Annotated in this window: 25 protein-coding genes and 1 tRNA gene; 12 read left to right on the top strand and 14 right to left on the bottom strand. The window is 60.9% G+C overall.

Features of this window, described 5'->3' with window-relative positions; all coding sequences use genetic code 11:
• Window positions 1–57: 57 nt before the first annotated feature.
• Window positions 58–969 (bottom strand): transcriptional regulator CynR, encoded by a 912-nt coding sequence (cynR, locus tag PSFL_RS24860; protein WP_252117763.1) that lies wholly within the window; start codon window positions 967–969, stop codon window positions 58–60.
• 112 nt (window positions 970–1,081) lie between these two features.
• Between cynR and PSFL_RS24855 the strand changes: the two genes are divergently transcribed.
• The 3 genes from PSFL_RS24855 to PSFL_RS24845 are packed head-to-tail and all read left to right on the top strand — an operon-like array spanning window position 1,082 to window position 3,119.
• Window positions 1,082–1,723, top strand: a complete 642-nt coding sequence (locus PSFL_RS24855) for a carbonic anhydrase (protein WP_057958801.1) — start codon at window positions 1,082–1,084, stop codon at window positions 1,721–1,723.
• Window positions 1,724–1,751: 28 nt separating this feature from the next.
• Window positions 1,752–2,222 (top strand): cyanase, encoded by a 471-nt coding sequence (gene cynS, locus PSFL_RS24850; RefSeq protein WP_057958800.1) that lies wholly within the window; start codon window positions 1,752–1,754, stop codon window positions 2,220–2,222.
• 54 nt (window positions 2,223–2,276) lie between these two features.
• On the top strand, window positions 2,277–3,119 hold the full coding sequence (locus PSFL_RS24845) for a cache domain-containing protein (protein ID WP_397470605.1): 843 nt from the start codon (window positions 2,277–2,279) through the stop codon (window positions 3,117–3,119).
• Window positions 3,120–3,174: 55 nt separating this feature from the next.
• On the opposite strand, the gene PSFL_RS24840 is transcribed toward PSFL_RS24845, so the two are convergent.
• A complete protein-coding gene (locus tag PSFL_RS24840; RefSeq protein ID WP_397470631.1) occupies window positions 3,175–4,629 on the bottom strand; it encodes an MDR family MFS transporter in 1,455 nt (484 codons plus the stop codon).
• 117 nt (window positions 4,630–4,746) lie between these two features.
• Window positions 4,747–5,931 (bottom strand): 4-hydroxybenzoate 3-monooxygenase, encoded by a 1,185-nt coding sequence (gene pobA, locus PSFL_RS24835; RefSeq protein ID WP_169989441.1) that lies wholly within the window; start codon window positions 5,929–5,931, stop codon window positions 4,747–4,749.
• A 189-nt stretch (window positions 5,932–6,120) separates the two neighbouring features.
• Between pobA and PSFL_RS24830 the strand changes: the two genes are divergently transcribed.
• The gene (locus PSFL_RS24830; RefSeq protein ID WP_115127604.1) at window positions 6,121–6,996 is read left to right on the top strand and encodes a helix-turn-helix domain-containing protein; all 876 of its coding nucleotides are present in this window, start codon (window positions 6,121–6,123) and stop codon (window positions 6,994–6,996) included.
• A 197-nt stretch (window positions 6,997–7,193) separates the two neighbouring features.
• On the opposite strand, the gene PSFL_RS24825 is transcribed toward PSFL_RS24830, so the two are convergent.
• Entirely contained in the window at window positions 7,194–7,367 is a 174-nt protein-coding gene (locus PSFL_RS24825; RefSeq protein WP_162947714.1) for a hypothetical protein, read from the bottom strand.
• 90 nt (window positions 7,368–7,457) lie between these two features.
• Window positions 7,458–8,372: a LysR family transcriptional regulator gene (locus tag PSFL_RS24820; RefSeq protein WP_057441299.1), complete on the bottom strand. Its 915-nt coding sequence runs from the start codon at window positions 8,370–8,372 to the stop codon at window positions 7,458–7,460.
• Window positions 8,373–8,485: 113 nt separating this feature from the next.
• On the opposite strand from PSFL_RS24820, the gene PSFL_RS24815 reads away from it, so the two are divergent.
• The 4 genes from PSFL_RS24815 (at window position 8,486) to PSFL_RS24800 (ending at window position 12,443) form a co-directional block, all read left to right on the top strand.
• Entirely contained in the window at window positions 8,486–9,352 is an 867-nt protein-coding gene (locus PSFL_RS24815; protein WP_115127602.1) for an MBL fold metallo-hydrolase, read from the top strand.
• 33 nt (window positions 9,353–9,385) lie between these two features.
• Window positions 9,386–10,000, top strand: coding sequence for an NAD(P)-dependent oxidoreductase (locus PSFL_RS24810; RefSeq protein ID WP_397470604.1), 615 nt, complete (start codon window positions 9,386–9,388; stop codon window positions 9,998–10,000).
• 161 nt (window positions 10,001–10,161) lie between these two features.
• Window positions 10,162–11,349 carry a cyanate transporter gene (locus tag PSFL_RS24805; protein ID WP_273865198.1) on the top strand — a complete coding sequence of 396 codons (1,188 nt, stop codon included), beginning with the start codon at window positions 10,162–10,164 and terminating at the stop codon, window positions 11,347–11,349.
• 137 nt (window positions 11,350–11,486) lie between these two features.
• Window positions 11,487–12,443, top strand: coding sequence for a LysR family transcriptional regulator (locus PSFL_RS24800; protein ID WP_120732136.1), 957 nt, complete (start codon window positions 11,487–11,489; stop codon window positions 12,441–12,443).
• Window positions 12,444–12,460: 17 nt separating this feature from the next.
• Here PSFL_RS24800 and PSFL_RS24795 read toward each other — a convergent pair whose 3' ends face one another.
• Window positions 12,461–13,363, bottom strand: coding sequence for a LysR family transcriptional regulator (locus PSFL_RS24795; RefSeq protein ID WP_057958792.1), 903 nt, complete (start codon window positions 13,361–13,363; stop codon window positions 12,461–12,463).
• Window positions 13,364–13,471: 108 nt separating this feature from the next.
• Between PSFL_RS24795 and PSFL_RS24790 the strand changes: the two genes are divergently transcribed.
• Window positions 13,472–13,669, top strand: a complete 198-nt coding sequence (locus PSFL_RS24790; protein WP_169960365.1) for a hypothetical protein — start codon at window positions 13,472–13,474, stop codon at window positions 13,667–13,669.
• A gap of 67 nt (window positions 13,670–13,736) precedes the next feature.
• Window positions 13,737–14,129, top strand: a complete 393-nt coding sequence (locus PSFL_RS24785; RefSeq protein ID WP_057441310.1) for a VOC family protein — start codon at window positions 13,737–13,739, stop codon at window positions 14,127–14,129.
• 30 nt (window positions 14,130–14,159) lie between these two features.
• Here PSFL_RS24785 and PSFL_RS24780 read toward each other — a convergent pair whose 3' ends face one another.
• The 7 genes from PSFL_RS24780 to dapA form a co-directional block, all read right to left on the bottom strand.
• Window positions 14,160–14,306 (bottom strand): hypothetical protein, encoded by a 147-nt coding sequence (locus PSFL_RS24780; RefSeq protein ID WP_162947713.1) that lies wholly within the window; start codon window positions 14,304–14,306, stop codon window positions 14,160–14,162.
• A gap of 188 nt (window positions 14,307–14,494) precedes the next feature.
• A complete protein-coding gene (locus tag PSFL_RS24775) occupies window positions 14,495–14,749 on the bottom strand; it encodes a hypothetical protein (RefSeq protein ID WP_170045522.1) in 255 nt (84 codons plus the stop codon).
• 232 nt (window positions 14,750–14,981) lie between these two features.
• A tRNA-Ser gene (locus tag PSFL_RS24770) sits at window positions 14,982–15,071 on the bottom strand.
• 83 nt (window positions 15,072–15,154) lie between these two features.
• Window positions 15,155–15,868, bottom strand: coding sequence for a phosphoribosylaminoimidazolesuccinocarboxamide synthase (gene purC / locus PSFL_RS24765; RefSeq protein ID WP_003211975.1), 714 nt, complete (start codon window positions 15,866–15,868; stop codon window positions 15,155–15,157).
• Window positions 15,869–15,896: 28 nt separating this feature from the next.
• The gene (locus tag PSFL_RS24760; protein ID WP_057958791.1) at window positions 15,897–16,655 is read right to left on the bottom strand and encodes an MBL fold metallo-hydrolase; all 759 of its coding nucleotides are present in this window, start codon (window positions 16,653–16,655) and stop codon (window positions 15,897–15,899) included.
• Window positions 16,656–16,659: 4 nt separating this feature from the next.
• Entirely contained in the window at window positions 16,660–17,775 is a 1,116-nt protein-coding gene (gene bamC / locus PSFL_RS24755; protein ID WP_057441316.1) for an outer membrane protein assembly factor BamC, read from the bottom strand.
• A 17-nt stretch (window positions 17,776–17,792) separates the two neighbouring features.
• Window positions 17,793–18,671 carry a 4-hydroxy-tetrahydrodipicolinate synthase gene (dapA, locus tag PSFL_RS24750; protein WP_057444335.1) on the bottom strand — a complete coding sequence of 293 codons (879 nt, stop codon included), beginning with the start codon at window positions 18,669–18,671 and terminating at the stop codon, window positions 17,793–17,795.
• A gap of 260 nt (window positions 18,672–18,931) precedes the next feature.
• Here dapA and PSFL_RS24745 point away from each other — a divergent pair, with 260 nt between their 5' ends.
• Window positions 18,932–19,492 carry a glycine cleavage system protein R gene (locus PSFL_RS24745; RefSeq protein ID WP_029299075.1) on the top strand — a complete coding sequence of 187 codons (561 nt, stop codon included), beginning with the start codon at window positions 18,932–18,934 and terminating at the stop codon, window positions 19,490–19,492.
• A gap of 11 nt (window positions 19,493–19,503) precedes the next feature.
• Window positions 19,504–19,977 (top strand): peroxiredoxin, encoded by a 474-nt coding sequence (locus tag PSFL_RS24740; protein ID WP_057958790.1) that lies wholly within the window; start codon window positions 19,504–19,506, stop codon window positions 19,975–19,977.
• Between the two features lie 117 nt (window positions 19,978–20,094).
• On the opposite strand, the gene PSFL_RS24735 is transcribed toward PSFL_RS24740, so the two are convergent.
• A complete protein-coding gene (locus tag PSFL_RS24735) occupies window positions 20,095–20,334 on the bottom strand; it encodes a sulfurtransferase TusA family protein (protein WP_057958789.1) in 240 nt (79 codons plus the stop codon).
• Between the last annotated feature and the right edge of the window lie 29 nt (window positions 20,335–20,363).

Here is a 20,363-nt window from a genome sequence, read left to right as displayed (position 1 = left end):
AGGGATCACAGTGAAGAGATGAGCGCCAGCCTCACACGCTGGGTTACGCCCTTAAATTCAGTCTTGGTGGAGTTCACTTTCAGGATGACTAAACATTCGCCACCCACTCACCACGTCGACAAACGCCCGGCATGCCGCGCTGCGATAAGCGCCCTTGCGACTGAGCAGGGCCACCGTGCGCTGCGGCAACGGCGGGCGCAGTTGCACCGCGTGCAAGCCCTGCTGGGCCATGGCCACCTCGCGGGGCAGGATCGTCGCCAGTTGGGTATGGCGAATAATTTCAATCACCGCACTGATCGAATTGGCCTGCATGGCAATCTGCGGCGTTATCTCCAGCGTCCGGCAGTAGTCATCAATGTAACGTCTCGTCGCAAATCCGCTGTTCAACAGCACTAGGGGTTGCTGCTTGAAGTCAGCCAGCTTGAGCCACTGTTTGCGCTTCAAGGTTGGATGACTGGCGCTGGCCACTACGCTCAACTCCTCGACAAACACCCCTTGGCATTCGATGTCTGGCATGTGCTCGCCGCTGAAGCCAATGCCGATATCCAGCTGATCCTCGGTCAGCGCGCGCTCAAGACGGTCCTGGGGCATTTCCTCGACGCTGACGGTGATCCCCGGATACTGCCGATAAAACCGAGCCAGCAGCGGCCCAATCAGGTACGCGGTGAACGTCGGGGTCATGGCCAGGCGTAAATTGCCGCGGCTCAGGTCCTGCACGTCATGCATGGCCCGGGTGCCCGCCTGCAGATCCTGCAGCGCCAGGCGGGCAAACCGCACATAGGCCTGGCCCGCGTCGGTCAGGTTGACACTGCGCCCGGAACGATCCAGCAGCGGTGCCCCCAGGCTCTCTTCGAGTTGCTTGATCTGTTGCGACAATGTCGGCTGCGACACATGCAACGCCTCGGCGGCCCGCGTGAAGTTACGGTGCTCGGCGACGGCCAGCAGGTAGCGGATATGGCGTAGCAGCATGCAAAACACTCCAACTATAGGCATGACTTATAGAAACCATAATAAGCCGGTCTTGGACGCTATAACCAAACACTTCCATCCTTGCCCCATCAGCGACGCAAGGAGAAACACCATGCAGCATCTCATCGACGGCTTGCGCAAGTTCCAGAGCGAAGCCTTCAGCCAGCGCAGTGACCTGTTCAAGCAACTGGCAACCACGCAACACCCCAGCACGCTGTTTATTTCCTGCTCCGACAGCCGTGTAGTCCCGGAGTTGTTGACCCAGCAGGAACCAGGCGATCTGTTTGTGATCCGCAATGCCGGCAATATCGTGCCGTCCTACGGCCCGGAGCCTGGCGGGGTCTCGGCCACGGTCGAATATGCGGTGGCCGTGCTGGGGGTCAGCGATATCGTGATTTGCGGCCATTCCGACTGCGGCGCCATGACGGCCATTTCCACCTGCAAATGCCTGGATCACTTGCCCGCCGTGGCCAACTGGCTACGCCATGCCGAGTCGGCCAAGGTGATCAACGCCGCACGTACCCATGCCTCGGATGCAGAGCGACTGAGCGCTCTGGTACGGGAAAACGTGGTCGCACAATTGGCCAACCTCAAGACTCATCCCAGCGTCGCCCTGGCGCTGGAACAGGGCCGGCTGAGCCTGCATGGCTGGGTCTACGATATCGAAAGCGGCTGCATCAACGCCCTGGATGGCCGCACCGCTCGCTTTGTATCCCTGCTGGACAATCCACAGACCCGCGCACACGCCGCCTGAACCTTATTTAACCGAAGAGGAAGTCATCATGCTGCAATCCCAATTGTCCCAAACCCCACGCCTGGCCCTGGCTGACACCGTGATTGATATCAAGGCCCGCAAAAACCTGTCCTGGCAGGACCTCAGCGACGGCACCGGCCTGAGCCTGGCGTTCGTCACCGCGGCCCTGCTCGGGCAACACCCGCTGCCCAAGGACGCAGCCGATGTGGTGTGCGCCAAACTGGGCCTGGACGCGGACGCCAGCCGTCTGCTGCAAAGCGTGCCTCTGCGCGGCAGCATCCCCGGTGGCATTCCGACGGACCCGACCGTGTACCGTTTCTATGAAATGCTGCAGGTCTATGGTTCAACCCTCAAAGCCCTGGTCCACGAGCAGTTTGGCGATGGCATCATCAGCGCCATCAACTTCAAGCTGGACATCAAAAAGGTCGAAGACCCGGACGGAGGCTCCCGCGCGGTCATTACCCTGGACGGAAAATACCTGCCGACCCAGCCGTTCTAATCCCCGGGCAACCGTCTACGCTCTTGGGACATTCACAAGAACGAGGGACGGGTAATGAAGGGAATGCTCCGCGCCACCTGGCTGCTACTGTTGCTGTGTTTCAGCCAGGCCCAGGCCGCAACCCCCAATGAACAGGACGCCCAGGCCGCCAAGCCGCTGCTGGAGAAGGCCCTGGCTTATTACCACGACAACGGTGACAAGGCCTTCGCCGCCTTCAGCCGCCAGGGCGAGTTTGTCGACAAGGACCGCTATGTGTTCGTGGTCGATACCAAGGGCGTGCTGCTGGCCAGTGGCGGTCCGTCATCGGCGCTGATCGGGCGCGACGTGTCCGAAGTGCTAGGGCCGGACCTGCGCCAGTCGTTCAAGGCGGCGCTGAAGATCCCGGAAGGCAATGGCATCCAGCAGGCCGAGTACCGCTGGCAGAACTGGAACGACGGCAAGGTGGAGCGCAAACATGTGTTCTACCAGCGCATCGGCCAGCGCATCCTCGCCGTCGGCTATTACCTGCCCCGGGCCACACCCGAACAGGCCAAGGCCCTGCGGGACAAAGCGGTCAGGGAACTGGAGAAAAACGAAGCCGGCGCGTTGAAAGCCATCAATGCGCTGCAAGGCGGATTTTTGCAGGACGACCTGTATGTGTTTGTGGTCGACCTGGATACCGGGCGCTATGTGGCCCACGGCACCAACCTGCGCCTGATCAACACCGACTTCGCCAAGGTCAAGGACCCGGACGGCAAGCCCGTGGGCGAGCCGATCCTGCAACTGATGAAGGAGCAGGATCAGGGGGAATATCAATACCGCTGGAAAAACCCGGTGACCGGCAAGGTGGAAAACAAGCATGCCTATCTGCGTAAGAGCGGGCATTTTCTGGTGGCGGTGGGTTACTACAGCCCGTAAGCGGGCTACGCGCACAGTTGCACTCCATGTAGGAGCCGGCTTGCCGGCGCCTACGCTATCGCGCCTTGTCTTCGCGCCCCCGCAACAGGTGGTTTGGCATCGCAATCGCCGCCGCCAACCCCAGCAACGACACCGCCGCACTGACCATCAGTAAATGCCGGAAGGTGCTCAGCAACTCCCTCCGCAACGCATCCTGCGCCGGGCCAGGCGCCGCGTTGAGGCCATCGAGCAGCACATTGCCGGAGTTGCCTTCGGCCATCATCGAACCACTGGCCAGATGGGCAAAACTCGAATCCTGCAACAACGCCAACAGCAAGGCCGACATGCACGCCACCCCAACCGCGCCACCCAGTGAGCGGAACAGGTTGGTGGTGCTGGTGGCGACGCCGATGTCGTGTTGCGCCACCGAGTTTTGCGTGCCCACCAGGGAAGTCGGGAACTGCATGCCCGAGGCAATGCCGCTGAGCACCATGAACAGGCTGCTGAGCATCAGCGATTGGGGTGCGCTGAAGGCCATGCCGAGGATCGCAATCGGCGTGAGCAGCGCCCCGCCAAGGATCATCGGTTTATAGCGACCGGTCACCGAGGTCATGCGCCCGGCAAAGAACGCGCCCATCGGCAAGCCTATGGCCAGCGGCAGCAGATGCAAGGCGGCGCTGTCGGCACCGGCACCGGTGACGCTCTGGTAACGCAGGGGCATCAGCACGATCAGCGAGATGGCCTGGAAGCTGGTGAAGAAAATCGTGCACCAGCACAACACCGCGCTGCGGTTGGCGAACAGGTGCATGGGCAACAAGGGCTCCCGCGCCCGGCGCTCATGCCAGACAAATATGCTCAGCGCCACCAGGGCACACGCCAGCAGGCTCAGCACCTGTTCATCACGCCAATGATGGCCCTGGCCGATTTCGGTGATGCCCAGCAACAATGCCGTCAAGCCAATGATCATCAGCAGCGTGCCGAGGTAATCAATGACCGGCTTGCGCTGCGGCACCGGCAGCCCCACCAGGGTGCGATGGGCCACCCACCAGGCACCCGCGCCCAATGGCAGGTTGATCAAAAACACCCAGCGCCACGACAAGTACTCGGTCATATAACCGCCCAACACCGGCCCGGCCACGCTGGCGACCGCGTACATGCTGCTGAAGTAACCCTGGTAACGCCCACGCTCACGGGGCGGGATAATGTCGCCGATGATCGCCTGGCTCACGGAAATCATCCCGCCTGCGCCAATGCCCTGGAGGATGCGCGCCAGCACCAGTTGTTCCATGCTTTGCGCCATGCCACAAAACAGCGAGGCGACGGTAAACAGGCCCATGCCGATCAGCATCATCGGCCGCCGCCCATACAGGTCGCCGAGCTTGCCGTAGATCGGCACGGCCACAGTCATCGCCACCATGTAGCCGGAGATGACCCAGGCCAGCAGGTTGACGTCGTTGAACTGCGCAGAAATGGCCGGCATCGACACGGCGACGATAGTCTGGTCCAGCGCGCCGAGGAAAATCGCCAGCATCAGGGCGGCGAGGATACTGCGTACAGAAGGAGTGGGCGGGGTCACGACAGAACCTGTAGGCAAGGCCCACGGGAAAAGAGCCCCGTGGCAATGCCCGATAGCTTACTCGATAGCCGGCTACTCGATAGCCTCGTAAGGAAGTCCGACGTAATTTTCTGCAATGGTTTTGCGCCCCGCCTGCGACTCGACAAAGTACTCCAGCTCGCTCTGGGCAATGCGTTGGCTGAAGCCATCCGCCTCGGGAAACTGGTGCAGCATCGAGGTCATCCACCAGGAAAACCGTTCAGCCTTCCAGATGCGCCGCAGGCAGATCTGTGAGTATTTCTCCAGCAACTCCACGCGCCCTTCCCGGTACACCTTGCGCAAGATGCTGAACAAGGTGCTGACATCACTGGCCGCCAGGTTCAGGCCCTTGGCGCCAGTGGGTGGCACGATATGGGCGGCGTCCCCCAGCAGGAACAGACGCCCGTACTGCATCGGCTCCACCACGAAACTGCGCAGCGGGGCGATGCTCTTTTCGATCGACGGCCCGGTCACCAATTGCGCGGCCAACTCATCGGGCAGGCGCGCCTTGAGTTCATCCCAGAAGCGCTGGTCGGACCATGCCTCAAGCGACTCCTCGGCCGGCACCTGCAGGTAATAACGGCTGCGGCTGGGCGAACGCATGCTGCACAGGGCAAAGCCGCGTGGGTGCTTGGCGTAGACCAGTTCGGCGTGGACCGGCGGGGTATCGGCGAGGATACCCAGCCAGCCGAACGGGTAGACCCGCTCGAAGGTCTGGAGCACATCGGCGGGGATCGACTGGCGTGCCACGCCGTGGAAGCCATCGCAGCCGGCGATGTAGTCGCAGTCCAGGCGCACGTGTTGGCCCTGGTGCTCGAAGGTCAGCCAGGGCCGTTCGCCCTTGAGGTCGTGGGGCTGAACATTGCGCGCTTCATACAGGGTGATCGCGCCGGCTTGCTCGCGGGCCGCCATCAGGTCGCGGGTGACTTCGGTCTGGCCGTAGATCATCACGGTCTTGCCGCCGGTCAGTGATTTCAGGTCGATATGTTGCAAGCGCCCGTTCAGCGCCAGCTCGAAGCCTGCATGTACCAGGCCCTCGGCATCCATTCGCTGGCTGACCCCGGCCTGGCGCAACAGGTCGACCATGCCCTGCTCCAGCACACCGGCGCGAATACGTCCGAGGACATAGTCGGGGGCCTGGCGCTCAAGAATCAGGGTTTCAATTCCGGCATTGTGCAGCAACTGGCCGAGCAGCAGCCCCGAAGGGCCGGCGCCGATAATGGCGACTTGGGTTTTCAGGGTTTTCATTATTTTTATGGCCCGCCTGCTTCCCCCGAACGTATTCAGTGAAAGCGTTGTCATTGGTTTTGGTGCTGGCATTTTTCCCTTGAGTGAGCCCCATAAGAAGGTGAAAACTGAGCCAAAGCCTGCGCTTTTCGCCAATTGGGGCGATTACCGAACCACTGTCCTGAGTATCGGATTGAAACCATGACCAAAAATGCCAGTCCCGCCGTTCCAGTGTTCAAACTCTATGGGGAAAGCCAACAGTGGCCGACCCCGGATTTGTTGCACTGTGAAACCATCTCCCGGCGCAGCCGTGAGTACCAGTGGGAGATCCAGCCCCACCGACATGCGGACCTGTGCCAGTTGCTCTACGTGTACAAAGGCCAGGCGCAGTTGGAGATCGAGGGCCAGCGCACGACGCTGACGGAATCGACCCTGCAAGTGCTGCCGCCGTTATGCGTGCATGGGTTTCGGTTTGCCGAGGATGTGCAAGGGTTTGTGGTGACGCTGGCTGCGCCGCTGGTGGCGCATCTGCAAGGCCAACTGGGCTCGGCGGTAGATGGCTTGAGCGCCCTGGGCAGTTATCCGGCGGGCCAGGACAGTGACTACCTCAATAGCCTGTTTGCCCGGTTGCAGGATGAATACAACGACAACTTCCCGGCCCGGGACATGATGATGCACGCTCTGGTCAGCGTGCTGTTGGTGTGGATCAGCCGCCAGGCCATCCAGCGCTGCCATACCCGGGTGCCACGCAGCCTTGAGTATTTTCGGCGCTTCACCCAGTTGGTGGAGCAGCACTACCGCGAACACCCGAAGATCGAAGACCTGGCGCACAAGCTGGGGATCTCGGTGTCGCACCTCAACGGCACCTGCCGCGAACTGGGCGGGCAGCCGGCCTTGCAGATCATGCACGACCGCCAATTACTGGAGGCCAAGCGCCTGCTGACCTACACCAGCATGACCATCAATGAAATGTCCGACGTACTGGGGTTCTCTGATCCGACGAACTTTTCTCGACTGTTTCGCCGCCGCGTCGGGTTTTCACCCAAGGTGTTTCGCGAACAGTTGAATGCAGAGTGATCGTCCGCCCACCTTCTGTAGGCCGATTTACCGTGGTGAGAAGGTTTGTTGTGCTGAGGGGGCTTGCCCCCGTTGGGGCGCGAAGCGGCCCTGAAATGGGACTGCTACGCAGCCCAACGGGAGCAAGCTCCCTCGCCACAAGAGCCATAGAAGCCCCAGAAGCCACAGGAGCCCCATTGCCACCACAGCCCTCCGGCTTAGCGCAACGCGCTCAGGGTCGCCGAGTAGGTGCATTGTCCGTGGTTGCAGGTTGCGGCCATGCCGGGCTGCATGCGGGCCTGTTCGGCGCGGTAGGCGGCGGTGCCATAGAGGGCCGTGGCCAGGGCGCAGAGGGTAAAAATCATCAGGTACTTTCTGGTTTTGATCGTCATGGCGGTGACCTCCGGACAGATCAAGAAGGTGCTGTGGTAAGCATAGGTCAGCCAGGGCGAGTTGCCAGTATTGAGGGGTATTCAGGCGCCTTATCGCACGTCCAGCCCTGCATCCCATTGCGGCTGCGGCGGGAACCTCAACACCAGGAAATCCAGAAGGCTGCGCAACGCCTGGGGCATGTGCTTGCGCGAGGCATACACCGCGTACATGTTCATCTGCCGTGGCTCGGCATGGGGCAGCAGGCGGATCAACTGGCCGCTGCGGATGTAGTCGCCGGCCTGGTAGGTCGGCAACATCGCCACCCCCGCCCCGGCCAGGGTCACGCGTAGCAAGGTGCTGGCTTCATTGGCGCTGATGTTGCCGTGTACCGGCACCGACACCGGCTCGCCATCTTCCTCGAAATGCCACAGGCTTTTGCCGAAGTAGGAATGGGTCAGGCAATTGTGCCCCGCCAGCTCTTCTACCCGCTGCGGTTGCGGATGTTCCAGCAGATAGGCCGGCGACGCGCAGATCACCGAGCGGCATACCGTCAGGTGCCGCGCAATCAGGTTGGGGTCCAGGTCGTTGCTGGTGCGGATCGCCAGGTCGATGCGCTCATCCACCAGGTTCACCGTGCGGTCGAGCATTTGCAGATCAATGGTCACCTGCGGGTAGCGCTTGACGTATTCGGCCATCGCCTCCGCCAATTGCGCCTGGCCAAACGAGGTGCTGACACTCAGGCGCACCAGGCCCCGAGGGGTGTCGTCCGGTTCGCTGACGGCGGCCTGCATGTCGCAGGACAATTCCAGCATCTGCCGGCAACGCGGCAGGGTTTCGCTGCCGGCGGCGGTCAGGCTGAGCTTGCGCGTGGTGCGGTGCATCAGGCGCGCGCCCACCCAGTCCTCCAGCTCTGCCAGGTAGCGCGACACGACTGGGCGCGACAGGTCCAGATGATCGGCGGCCGCAGACTGGCTGCCCAGGTCGACCACCGTGACAAACACGCGCATTGCTTGAAGACGATCCATGATTTGCCCGGTTTTAGAAACAAACTATGTTCCAGCATCGCATTTTTTGCTGCGTTAAGTGCAACTAAGCTCTGTCCATCGCCTGCCAAGGCACCTCTGACCTGGACCTGAACATGCTCACCACCCTCAAGCGCTTTGTATTGGCCACCACCGTACTCGGCTTTGCCGCTCACGCAGCTGCCGCCGACCTTACTCTCGACGTGTACAACCCCGGTGAATCGGCGATCTTCCCCGTCAGCTCGGTGCTGGTCAGCGGCGAGAAAGACGCGATCCTGGTAGACGCGCAGTTCGGCAAGGGCCAGGCCGAGCAACTGGTGCAGAAGATCCGCGCCAGTGGCAAACAGCTGACCACCATCTACATCAGCCATGGCGACCCGGATTACTACTTCGGCCTCGACACCCTGGCCAGTGCTTTCCCACAGGCCAAGATCCTTGCACCGCAGCCGGTGGTCGACCATATCAAGGCCACCGTTGCCGGAAAAGTCGCCTACTGGGGCCCGAAAATGGGTGCCGACAAACCCGCCAAGACCATCATTCCTCAGGTCCTCGAAGGCCATAGCCTGACGCTCGAAGGGCAACCGCTGGAAGTCATCGGCCTGGACGGCCCGCAGCCGGATCGCAGTTTCGTCTGGATCCCATCAATCAAGGCCGTGATCGGCGGCGTGGTGGTCTCGGACAATATCCACTTGTGGATGGCCGACACCCAGGGTGCGCAATCCCACGCCGATTGGCTGGGCACCCTGCAACGTATCGAAAAACTCAAGCCGGTCACCGTGGTGCCAGGCCACTACCTGGGCACGCCTTCGGTCAAATCCGTCGCCTTCACGGCCGACTACATCAAGGCTTTCGATGTAGAAACCGCCAAGGCCAAGGATTCCGCCGCCCTGATCGCAGCCATGAAAAAACGCTACCCGAAGCTGGCCGATGAAAGCTCCCTGGAGCTGAGTGCCAAAGTCGCCAAGGGCGAAATGCAGTGGTGAATTGATCCAACTCTTACCGCACTGGAGAACGTCATGAGCAAGATCGCAATCATTGGTGCCACCGGCCGTGCCGGTAGCCAACTGCTGGAAGAAGCCCTGCGTCGCGGCCATACGGTCACGGCCATCGCACGCAACACTGGAGCTATCGCCGCGCGCCCGGGCTTGACCGTCAAACAGGCCGACGCCCTGGACGCTGCAGCGCTGCAACAGGCCATCAGCGGCAGCGACGTGGTGATCAGCGCTGCGCACTTCGCCACCCTGCCGGCCCCTGCGGTGATCGGGCCGGTAAAACAGGCGGGCGTGAAGCGTCTGCTGGTAGTGGGTGGCGCGGGCTCGCTGCTGTTGCCGGACGGCGGGCGGGTCATCGACAGCCAGGGTTTCCCTGCCGAATACAAGGCCGAGGCCAGTGCTGGCGCGGCATTCCTCGACACCTTGCGTCAGGAAAAGGACCTGGACTGGACCTTCCTTTCGCCCTCGGCAGAATTTGTCGAGACCGCGCGCACCGGCACGTTCCGCCTGGGCCAGGACGACCTGTTGGTGAGCAGTGCAGGCCGTAGTTGGATCAGCTTTGCCGACTTCGCCATTGCCCTGATTGACGAAGTGGAAACACCGAAGCATTCGCGCCAACGCTTTACCGTGGGTTACTGACACACCCTGCCGACGAAATCGCCCTGGCTTGTGTGGGAACTGTCTTACCCGGTTCCCACACAAGCCGGTGCCGGTTTTTTCAATAGTCCCTGCGACTTTCTGATTTGCCCACTGCCCTGCGCAGCCGCCTAATAGCAGCCTTGTCCATTCAAGGCCCGCCCATGGAAAACGTCCACGCCAAACCCACCACCGCCCTCTGGCTGATGATCAGTGTTGTGCTGGTGGCCCTCAACCTGCGCCCGTCCATGGCAGCAGTCGGTCCTTTGTTATCGTCGATCCGTGGTGATATGCCGCTGAGTTTCAGCACCGCGTCGTTGTTGACCATGCTGCCGGTGATGGCGATGGGCTTGGCGATGTTCTTCGGCATGGGCCTGGGCAAACGCTTTGGCGAACATCGCAGCATCGTGCTGTCGCTGGTAGTGATTGGCCTCGCCACCCTGTCACGGCTGTTTCTCGACTCCGCCGCCGAATTGATCCTCAGCGCCATCGCCGCCGGCGTGGGCATTGCGCTGATCCAGGCGTTGATGCCGGCGCTGATCAAGTCGCGCTTTCGTGACAATGTTTCACTGTTCATGGGCCTATACGTCACCGCGATCATGGGCGGCGCGGCATTGGCGGCGTCGTTCTCGCCGTTTATCCAGGTGCAGACCGGCAGTTGGCGGATCGGCCTGGCCATCTGGGCGGTGCTCGCCGTGCTGGCGCTGCTGTTCTGGTATGCCCAGCGCGCGGCATTGCCTCCCCTGCCCCACGCCGCTACCGGTGCGCAGGCGTCGTTTTTGGGTAATCGCCGCGCGTGGTTGCTGGCGATATTCTTCGGCCTCGGGACCGCTTCCTACACCTGCGTGCTGGCATGGCTGGCGCCGTACTACGTCGAGCAGGGCTGGAGCGAACAGAGTGCCGGTTTGCTGCTGGGTTTCCTGACCGCCATGGAGGTGGTCTCCGGGCTGATCACCCCGGCCATCGCCAACCGGCGCCAGGACAAGCGCGCGGTGGTGGCCGTGTTGCTGGTGCTGATCATCGCCGGCTTCTGTGGCCTGATCCTCTCCCCACAGCACCTCACCCTACTGTGGCCATGCCTGCTGGGCCTGGGCATTGGCGGGTTGTTCCCAATGAGCCTGATCCTGTCCCTGGACCACCTGGACAACCCGCGCCGTGCGGGTGGCCTGACAGCCTTCGTGCAGGGTATCGGCTACCTGATTGCTGGCGTGTCGCCACTGATCGCTGGGGTGATTCGCGACCAACTGGGCAGTTTCGAATGGGCCTGGTGGTCGCTCACGGCGGTGGTGGGGGTGATGCTGCTGATGGTCCTGCGCTTCGACCCGCGCCACTACGCACGGCATATTCGCTAGGGCGTCGTGTTCCAAACAGTATCTGTCCCACAACAGACATAGAAAGGTCCGACAGACCTTTCTATTGGCACGAGCGTTCCGTTAACATTTTGCCTTGTTTGCGCTGCGGTCGCGCAACAGGCTCACGGACGGAACGAATGCTAAACAGCAACTTGCTTAGAAAGCTCGATATGCAGGACCTGATGGTTTTTGTCGCTGTGTATGAGCAAAGCAGCGTCACCGATGTGTCCGAAACCCTGTTTGTCAGCCAGTCCACGGTCAGTTACAGCCTGAAGAAACTGCGCACCAGCTTCGAAGACGATCTGTTTATCAACACCCGTGCGGGCATGCGCCCGACCTACAAAGCCAGCAGCATGTACGGGCATGTGCAGAAAATCCTCGAAAGCATCAACCTCTGCCACGCGGGCGCCCAGACGTTCGACCCCACGCAAAAAGCCGTCACCTTCAACCTTTGCGCGCCCGAATACTTCGAGCAACTGATCCTGCCCAGGTTGCTGAAACACTTCGATCACGCCGACCTGCCAGTGATCGTCAATGTGCAGAAGCTGGAAACCGAGATTCCCGTCGAGGCCCTGCGCGACGGGCGCCTGGACCTGGTGATTTGCTTCGGCCCGCACTTTCACCGTGAGCACAAGGATCTCAGGACGCAGATGCTGCTGGAGGACGACCTGGTCTGCGTCTTCGATAAGCGCGCTGCCCCACGCGAGCCGGCGTTCAGCCTGCAGTCGTTTGTGGCCCGCCGCCATGTATTCCCGACACCCTGGACCTCGGACACCAACATGATCGACGGCTGGCTCGCCCGCCAGGCCCACAAGCGCCAGGTTATTGCCCGGGCCAACAGCTACAGCGCGGCGCTGAAGATGATTGCCGGCACCGACTTTATCGTCACCCTGCCCCGGCGTGTGCAACAGCTGCTGGCCCTGGAGCCGCAGTTCGGCCACTGCGAAGCCCCCAACGGCCTGCCGGGGTTCACTCTGGATATGCAGTGGAACGACGTCAGCGAGCAGGAAACTGCCAACGCGTGGTTTCGCGAGCAGGTGGTCAAGGCAGTGGCAAGCGTCAAGCAGGATGCGGCAAAAGAAGCGCAGATATGACGTGCCGCTTAGTCCTCTCAACCCCCCATAAATGCTTCCAGCCGCGAGCGCATCCAGCGTTCGGCGGGGTCACTGTCAACGTGGCTGAGCCAGACCATGGACAAGTCCAGGGTCGGCGTATCGAACGGGAACGGCTCACAAAACAGATTGCCCGCTGCGGCCATGGCCTGGGCCGTGTAATCCGGCAGGCTGGCAATCATATCGGTGCCGGCCAGCAGTGCCGGCAAGGAGCTGTATTGCGGCACAGATAACACCACATGCCGCTTGCGACCGATCTCCGCCAGCCACTCATCGGCAAACCCTGCGACGTTGGCGGTGTGGGACACCAGCACATGGGGTCGTGAGCAATATTCATCGAGGGTCAGCGGCTGGTCCGAGGCATCGGCGCGTAGCACGCTGGGGCGGATATGGCGCAGCAACTTGCGCTTGGCATTGGCCGGCAGGCCACGGGTCTGGGTGATGCCGACGGTGATATCGCCAGAGGCCAGCAAGTCCGGGATCCGCCAGTAATCGACATGCTGCACCACAAACACCACCTGCGGCGCTTCGGTACGCAGGGCCCGCAGCAGCGGCGGCAACAGGCCGAACTCGACGTCATCGGACAGGCCGATGCGAAAGGTCATGGTACTGACAGACGGATCGAAATCATGGGTAAGGCTCAACGCCGCCGACAGCGAGTCCAGGGCCGGCGACAGATGCAAGATAAGCTCCTCGGCCCGCGCCGTGGGCTCCATACGATGGCCGACACGGATAAACAGCGGGTCGTTGAACAACGTGCGCAAGCGGTTGAGGGCCGAACTGACCGTGGGTTGGCCGAGAAACAGCTTCTCTGCCACACGCGTTACGTTGCGCTCGAGCATCAGCGTTTCAAAGACCACCATCAGGTTGATGTCGGCCTTGCGTAATTCATTGCGATTCATGGCAAACGCCCTACAGCCCAAGACTGCCGGCAGTTTAGGAACACTGCGGGGCCTGCGTCTATGCGTCGACTATCCAACCCACGTGTTTGAGACTATAAATCAGCTTCCATGACAACCGAGAACATCCCCGTGCTGGTCATTCTTGCCCTGGCCATCCTGATGGCCGGGCTGTGTATCTGGAGTATCAGACTCATCGCCCACCCAACCGCCAGGACACTGCTGCGGGTGTTTGTCGGGCTGTGCCTGGCCGCCATCGTTGCGTATCTGGTCCTGGCGTCGGGGTTTCCCGCGGCGCTGCTGGTATAGGCAGATTGACGAGCCCGGCGCCTCGCCCTCTAATTAGCCACTTTCTTCAAGCAAGGAGCGCTTAGCCATGAAATTCGCCTACACCATCGTCTACGTCCCGGACGTGGCCGCGTCACTGCAGTTTTTCGAAAAAGCCTTTGGCTTCAGCCGACGCTTCCTGCATGAATCAGGGACCTATGGCGAGTTGGAAACCGGGGGCACTACGTTGTCCTTCGCCGCCCATGAGCTGGGGGAGATGAACTTCAAGGGTGGGCACGTCGCCGCCCATACCTCGAAGCAACCGCTGGGCATGGAGCTGGGGTTTGTAACCGAAGACGTACCGGCGGCCCACGCCAAAGCGCTGGCCGCAGGTGCCAGCGAACTCTCGGCACCGAGCAGCAAGCCCTGGGGCCAGGTAGTGTCATACGTGCGCTGCCCGGATGGCACGCTGGTAGAGCTGTGTACGCCGATAGCCGGATGAAAGCGCTGGGGACGCTCTCATCGTCGGACGTCAGGGCTTAAGCGGGCGCTCCTGGTCGCGCTCGGACAATTCCGTCCCATCATCCGGGTGCTTCCAGGTCTGCGGTTTCTCTTCTTCGTGAAGCCGCCGAGCCCGCTCCTGCGCCGAGTCGTCGCGTGGCTTGGGTTCGTTATTCATACCCACCTCCCATCCATAAGAATTGGTCTTATGACCCAGCATAGAACTGGAGATAGCCATGGGCAGCTTTTCTGATGGATGGTGGCAAGCCAAGCCTTTTCGTGAGAAATGGACAGCCTCAGGTAAGACAGCCCATTCCCCCATAACCTATGGAAACAACCACCGGCCTTATTCAGAAGGGTCGCCTCTCAGCTTCCTCGCTCTTTATTGGATTGGGAGAGCACAGAGGCGGCAAGCGCTTTCGTCTGCTCGCTGTACTGATCGCTCTGAAGCGTCTTTCCAGCTTTTTCCTCCATCTGCGCACTGGTCTGCTTATCCGTACCACTTTGAGCCAACGCCGAGGCAGCCAGGCTTCTGGCGATAGCTGAGGCGCTTGGATTATTCAGGGTTTCGGCTGCTAACGTGGCCATCTTGTCGGAGGTCTTTTTCGTGTTTTTGCTCATCAGGCATTCCTTTGCAGTGTTGGGATGGGAGAACTATCTCGCGCACGGCAAACGATATTGACTTACAGAGGGGCGCGCAACGCAGGCGCTGTGCGTAACGTTTTGGAAGCCTGCACGAAAGGTGGGTGTGTTGTGTAGTACGGGGAGTGAATCATAGGAGGCGGTATTTTCAGCAAGTTTCGGAAACGAAAAAGCCCCGTAGTTTTTCAACTACGGGGCTTTTTCTGTGTAATGGCGGAGAGATAGGGATTCGAACCCTAGGTACCGGTGAAGGTACAACGGATTTCGAATCCGTCCCATTCGGCCACTCTGGCATCTCTCCAACGGCGCGCATCATAACAGTCTGTTTCGTGGAAGCAAAGCGCCGAAGCAATTTTTTTCCGTGCTATCAGATGCTTGCGTCGATTACAGCGGTACGCCGAGACGGTTGGCGACTTCTTCGTAGGCTTCGATCACGTCACCGAGGCCCTGGCGGAAGCGGTCTTTGTCCATCTTCTTGCGGGTGTCTTTGTCCCACAGGCGGCAGCCGTCCGGGCTGAATTCGTCGCCCAGGACGATGGAGCCGTCGTGGAATACGCCGAATTCCAGTTTGAAGTCCACCAGCAGCAGGCCGGCGTCGTCGAACAGTTTGCTCAGGACGTCGTTGACCTTGAGGGACAACTCTTTCATGCGCGCCAGTTGCTCTGCGGTGCCCCAGCCGAATGCCACGACGTGGGATTCGTTGATGAACGGGTCACCCTTGGCGTCGTCCTTGAGGAACAGTTCGAACGTGTAAGGGTTGAGCTTGAGGCCCTCTTCCACGCCCAGGCGCTTGACCAGGCTACCGGCAGCGTAGTTACGCACGACGCACTCGACCGGGATCATGTCGAGTTTTTTCACCAGGCATTCGTTGTCGCCCAGCAGTTTGTCGAATTGGGTCGGAATGCCGGCCGCTTCGAGCTTCTGCATGATGAAGGCGTTGAACTTGTTGTTCACCATGCCCTTGCGGTCGAGCTGTTCGATGCGCTTGCCGTCGAACGCCGAGGTGTCGTTGCGAAACAGCAGGATCAAGCGGTTGGCGTCGTCGGTCTTGTAAACCGACTTGGCTTTGCCGCGGTAGAGTTCTTCACGTTTTTCCATGATGGGCTCCGCTTGGTAAGTAGGTGGGCTAGGCGATATGTCGCCAGTCGAGCCCTGAATCTTGATCGGCCAGTTGCAGCCAGTCCGGGTCGCACCCGAGGGTGTCGACAAAACATTGCCGGGCAAGCTGCGGCAGGTTGTTCTTGCTGCTCAGGTGGGCCAGGACCAGGTGTTGCAGGTCTTGCCAGCCCAGCTCATACACCAGGTACGCCGCCTGGTGGTTGTTCAAATGTCCCAACTCGCCACCAACCCGTTGCTTGAGAAAGTACGGGTAGTGACCGCGCGCCAGCAGGTCCCGGCAATGGTTAGACTCGATCATCAATGCATCGAGGTCCCGATAGCCTTCCAGCACCTTGGCACAGTAGGAACCCAGGTCGGTAAGCAGGCCGAAGCGGCGCTCGCCGTCACTGAATACATATTGCGTAGGCTCATGGGCATCGTGGGCCACGGCAATCACGTCGATGCTCAAGGCACCCACTTGCAGTTGCTCGCCACCAGCCAGGAAACCTGCGGGCTCAACGGGTTTGCGCATACCGCGCAAGGTGCCGCGACTCAGGTACACCGGAAGATTGTAGCGCCGAGACAGCAAACCCACGCCATGCACGTGGTCGGCATGTTCGTGGGTCACTAGAATCGCGCTCAACTGCGCCGGGTGAACCCCCAGGCGCAGCAGGCGTCGCTCGGTTTCCCGCAGGGAGAAACCACAATCCACCAGGACGTACGTGTCGTCGTGGGCTACAAGCGTGCCGTTCCCTTGGCTACCGCTGCCGAGAACAGCAAAACGCATCAGATCAGCCCAGGTTGTCCTGAATCACGCCCAACACTTTGCGCGCCGTTTCTGCTGGCGCCACGGTGTTGATGTTCTTCTCGACGGTGACTTGCACGTTGTCGCCAACCTTGCTCAAGCGCACTTGATAACGCTCGGCGCGGGTCTCGATCTCTTCCTTGGTCGGCTCGCTGCCGAACAACTTGCTGAAGAAACCACGCTCTTCGTCTTTCTTCTCGGCCTTTTCAGCCACGTTGATGTAGTACAGGCCCAGGCTGCGGTTGATGTCTTCGACGCGCCATGGGCCTTGCTCCAGGGCACGGCCGACGCTGGCCCAGGCACGATCCAGGTCTTCACCCAGGTTGAGCACGACGTTGCCGCTGCCGTCTTCGGTGAGGCTGACACGGCTAGGCGTGTCGTAATCACGGGCAGCGAGCAGGGATACGGAACCACCCTTCTCGGAGATGCGGCTCATGCTGGCAAGCATCTCGTCGACCAGCGCAGCATCGACGCCGCTGTTGACCGAACGGTTGGTGAACTCGACGTTGGCGGTGCTGCCGGCAGGACGCGCGGCGCTGACCACGTAGACTTCACTGGTATTGCGCTGCACGCCTGGCTCGATGCGCACGCGGATCCGGCTTTCGCCATCAGCGGCAACACCACCGGCCTGCAGGCGCTTGGCCATATTGGCCGACAGTTCGTTCGACTGCTGCCACGCGGTGGTGAACTCACCGGTCTGCGGACGTTGTTCGTCGATACGGAAGCCATTGTCCTGGAAGAACTGCACCGCCACCGGCCAGACTTCGGCAGGTGGGCGCTGAGCCATGATCCAGCGCGAGTCACCGCTTTTCTGCAGGCTGTAGTCGCTGGCATCGGCCATGGCCGAAATCGGCTGTGGACGCGGCACTTCGTACTCGCCCTTGACGGTGTCGTCGGCCACGTTGCGCGGGATCGGCAACAGCGGGTCAAGGCGCTTGGCGACATTGACGTCCGGCGGCAATTGCATCGGTGCGGTTTGTTGTGCTTCCAGGTAATCGCTGCCGCGGTCACGGAAGTAGCCTTCCGGGCCCCAGATCCAACCGCAGCCACTGGTGCTGGAGATAATCAAGGCAAGTGCGGAAAGTCCGGCCAATCGCTTCATGCGTAGTGCTTCCTCAATTAAACCAGGACGCCGGACTGGCGCAGGGCCTGTCGCAGCGGTTCGTGACAGGCGGGGCTGAGGGGGGTGAGCGGCAGACGGATACCGTCCGGCATCAGGCCCATCTCATGCAGCGCCCATTTCACGGGGATTGGATTGGATTCGATAAACAGGGTTTTGTTGAGCGGCATCAGTTGCTCATGAATCGCCCGGGCCTTGACGGCATCACCGGCGATTGCAGCGGCACACAGTTCGCTCATGGCACGCGGGGCCACATTGGCGGTCACCGAGATGTTGCCCTTGCCACCCAGCAGCATCAGTTCAACAGCCGTGGCGTCGTCACCGGAGTACAGCAGGAAGTCGCTGCTCACACCGGCCAGGATGTCCTTGGCGCGTTGCAGGTCGCCGGTGGCTTCCTTGATACCGATGATGTTCGGCACGGTGGACAGGCGGATCACGGTCGCGGCCTGCATGTCGCACGCTGTGCGACCTGGCACGTTGTACAGGATCTGCGGGATGTCGACGGCTTCGGCGATGGTCTTGAAGTGCTGGTACAAGCCTTCCTGGGTCGGCTTGTTGTAGTACGGCGTCACCAGCAGGCAGGCATCCGCACCGGCTTTCTTGGCGTTCTTGGTCAGTTCGATCGCTTCGCGCGTCGAGTTGGCGCCCGTACCGGCTATCACCGTAATACGCCCTGCCACGCGCTTGACCACAAACTCGATCACCTTGATGTGTTCTTCCACATCAAGCGTGGCCGATTCACCTGTGGTGCCGACGGCCACAATGGCGTTGGTGCCTTCTTGCAGGTGAAAGTCCACCAGTTTGCCCAGGCTGTCCCAGTCGAGATTACCTTGTGCATCCATGGGTGTGACCAGTGCCACCATACTGCCCGCAATCATGCAACCGCTCCTGCCGGAAAAAGAGAGCCGTAATGGTACTGGCGCCAAGATGCTTGCACAAGCGAAGTACCCTCTGAGGACGCGTTCTGGATCAACTTAGTTGCCAGCAACGCCATCATTGGGCCAAAGCACGGCCAGATGCCGCTGAATATGCAATGAAAACGCCACGTCCTAGCCCTTGGCGGCGCTTTTCGCTACCCTTGATCCTTTGATCGGTACCGCACGTTCGTATCGACCGCTCATCGCTTTAGGAATGCTGCATGTCCACCCCCACAGTCCGCGAACAATTCCTTGTTATCAGTGCCCTTGGCGCCAACCCCATGGAGCTGACTAACGTCCTGTGCCGCGCCAGCCATGAAAATCGCTGCGCCGTTGTGACTTCACGCCTGACTCGCCATGGCGAGTGCAGCGCGCTGGTCCTGCAGATTTCCGGGAGCTGGGACGCCCTGGCGCGCCTGGAAGCCGGCTTGCCGACCCTGGCCAAGAAGCACGACTTCACCGTCAATGTAGTACGCAGTGCAGCCTTGGAGAACCGTCCCCAGGCGCTGCCGTATGTGGCCTACGTCAGTTCGGCCTACCGTTCGGACATCGTCAATGAGCTGTGCCAGTTCTTTATCGACCATAACGTCGAACTGGAAAACCTGACCTTCGACACCTATCAGGCCCCCCAGACCGGCGGCACCATGCTCAACGCCACCTTTACCGTGACCTTGCCGGCAGGCGTGCAGATCAGTTGGCTGCGCGACCAGTTCCTGGATTTCGCCGATGCGCTGAACCTGGATGCACTGATCGAACCGTGGCGCCCACAGAATCCAATGTAAGGAGGTTTTTCATGGCGGTAGTCATCGACACACCAGTGGCCGATTTCGAAGCCCAGGCGACCAGCGGGCAGACGTTCAGCCTCGCCGGGCTCAAGGGCAAGCAAGTGGTCCTGTATTTCTACCCGAAGGACAGCACCCCGGGCTGCACTACTGAAGGCCAGGGGTTCCGCGACCAGCATGCTGCCTTCCAGGCTGCCAACACCGAGGTGTTTGGGGTGTCCCGGGACAGCCTGAAGTCCCATGAAAACTTCAAGGCCAAGCAAGCCTTCCCCTTCGAGCTGATCAGCGACAAGGATGAGGCGGTTTGCCAGCTGTTTGATGTGATCAAGCTGAAGAAGCTATACGGCAAGGAATACCTGGGCGTTGATCGCAGCACCTTCCTGATCGACAAGGAAGGCGTGCTGCGCCAGGAATGGCGCGGCGTGAAAGTGCCGGGGCATGTGGAGGCGGTATTGGCCGCGGCACAGGCACTGCACAAGGCTTGATGGGGCGAGTGGCAGTTAGATAGCTATCGCAGGCAAGCCAGCTCCCACATTGGATCGGTGCCAGGCAAGACAGCCCGGCCAGTGTGGGCGCCGAATCCGCCCCCCCTCCCCGCAGGCTCAGGCCTTGCGCAACCAGTAGCGATAGACGCCATTGTCGGCCTCTTCGTGCACCAGCACATGCCCCGCCAGCTTGGCAAACGTGCGGAAGTCCCGCTGCGACCCGGCATCCGTGGCAATCACCTTGAGCACCGCACCACTGGCCAGCCGATTGAGCTCCATCTTGGCCTTGAGCAGTGGCAACGGGCAGTTGAGGCCACTGGCATCGAGCTCAGCGTCGTGGTTTACAGCAGCGGTCATGGTTTTGCTCCGGATGGCATCAGGGGATG

The sequence above is a fragment of the Pseudomonas sp. DD1 genome (assembly GCF_044510355.1).
Classification (GTDB): Bacteria; Pseudomonadota; Gammaproteobacteria; order Pseudomonadales; family Pseudomonadaceae; genus Aquipseudomonas; species Aquipseudomonas shahriarae.
The sequence above is the reverse complement of the archived record's forward strand: the minus strand, read 5'-3'. Positions and strand labels throughout refer to the sequence as shown.

Coding starts and splice junctions, on each gene's coding strand:
- cynR (WP_252117763.1), bottom strand. CDS start 969: ATGCTGCTACGCCATATCCGCTACCTGCTGGCCGTCGCCGAGCACCGT.
- PSFL_RS24855 (WP_057958801.1), top strand. CDS start 1,082: ATGCAGCATCTCATCGACGGCTTGCGCAAGTTCCAGAGCGAAGCCTTC.
- cynS (WP_057958800.1), top strand. CDS start 1,752: ATGCTGCAATCCCAATTGTCCCAAACCCCACGCCTGGCCCTGGCTGAC.
- PSFL_RS24845 (WP_397470605.1), top strand. CDS start 2,277: ATGAAGGGAATGCTCCGCGCCACCTGGCTGCTACTGTTGCTGTGTTTC.
- PSFL_RS24840 (WP_397470631.1), bottom strand. CDS start 4,629: ATGCTGGCGATTTTCCTCGGCGCGCTGGACCAGACTATCGTCGCCGTG.
- PSFL_RS24830 (WP_115127604.1), top strand. CDS start 6,121: ATGACCAAAAATGCCAGTCCCGCCGTTCCAGTGTTCAAACTCTATGGG.
- PSFL_RS24825 (WP_162947714.1), bottom strand. CDS start 7,367: ATGACGATCAAAACCAGAAAGTACCTGATGATTTTTACCCTCTGCGCC.
- PSFL_RS24820 (WP_057441299.1), bottom strand. CDS start 8,372: ATGGATCGTCTTCAAGCAATGCGCGTGTTTGTCACGGTGGTCGACCTG.
- PSFL_RS24815 (WP_115127602.1), top strand. CDS start 8,486: ATGCTCACCACCCTCAAGCGCTTTGTATTGGCCACCACCGTACTCGGC.
- PSFL_RS24810 (WP_397470604.1), top strand. CDS start 9,386: ATGAGCAAGATCGCAATCATTGGTGCCACCGGCCGTGCCGGTAGCCAA.
- PSFL_RS24805 (WP_273865198.1), top strand. CDS start 10,162: ATGGAAAACGTCCACGCCAAACCCACCACCGCCCTCTGGCTGATGATC.
- PSFL_RS24800 (WP_120732136.1), top strand. CDS start 11,487: ATGCTAAACAGCAACTTGCTTAGAAAGCTCGATATGCAGGACCTGATG.
- PSFL_RS24795 (WP_057958792.1), bottom strand. CDS start 13,363: ATGAATCGCAATGAATTACGCAAGGCCGACATCAACCTGATGGTGGTC.
- PSFL_RS24790 (WP_169960365.1), top strand. CDS start 13,472: ATGACAACCGAGAACATCCCCGTGCTGGTCATTCTTGCCCTGGCCATC.
- PSFL_RS24785 (WP_057441310.1), top strand. CDS start 13,737: ATGAAATTCGCCTACACCATCGTCTACGTCCCGGACGTGGCCGCGTCA.
- PSFL_RS24780 (WP_162947713.1), bottom strand. CDS start 14,306: ATGAATAACGAACCCAAGCCACGCGACGACTCGGCGCAGGAGCGGGCT.
- PSFL_RS24775 (WP_170045522.1), bottom strand. CDS start 14,749: ATGAGCAAAAACACGAAAAAGACCTCCGACAAGATGGCCACGTTAGCA.
- purC (WP_003211975.1), bottom strand. CDS start 15,868: ATGGAAAAACGTGAAGAACTCTACCGCGGCAAAGCCAAGTCGGTTTAC.
- PSFL_RS24760 (WP_057958791.1), bottom strand. CDS start 16,655: ATGCGTTTTGCTGTTCTCGGCAGCGGTAGCCAAGGGAACGGCACGCTT.
- bamC (WP_057441316.1), bottom strand. CDS start 17,775: ATGAAGCGATTGGCCGGACTTTCCGCACTTGCCTTGATTATCTCCAGC.
- dapA (WP_057444335.1), bottom strand. CDS start 18,671: ATGATTGCGGGCAGTATGGTGGCACTGGTCACACCCATGGATGCACAA.
- PSFL_RS24745 (WP_029299075.1), top strand. CDS start 18,932: ATGTCCACCCCCACAGTCCGCGAACAATTCCTTGTTATCAGTGCCCTT.
- PSFL_RS24740 (WP_057958790.1), top strand. CDS start 19,504: ATGGCGGTAGTCATCGACACACCAGTGGCCGATTTCGAAGCCCAGGCG.
- PSFL_RS24735 (WP_057958789.1), bottom strand. CDS start 20,334: ATGACCGCTGCTGTAAACCACGACGCTGAGCTCGATGCCAGTGGCCTC.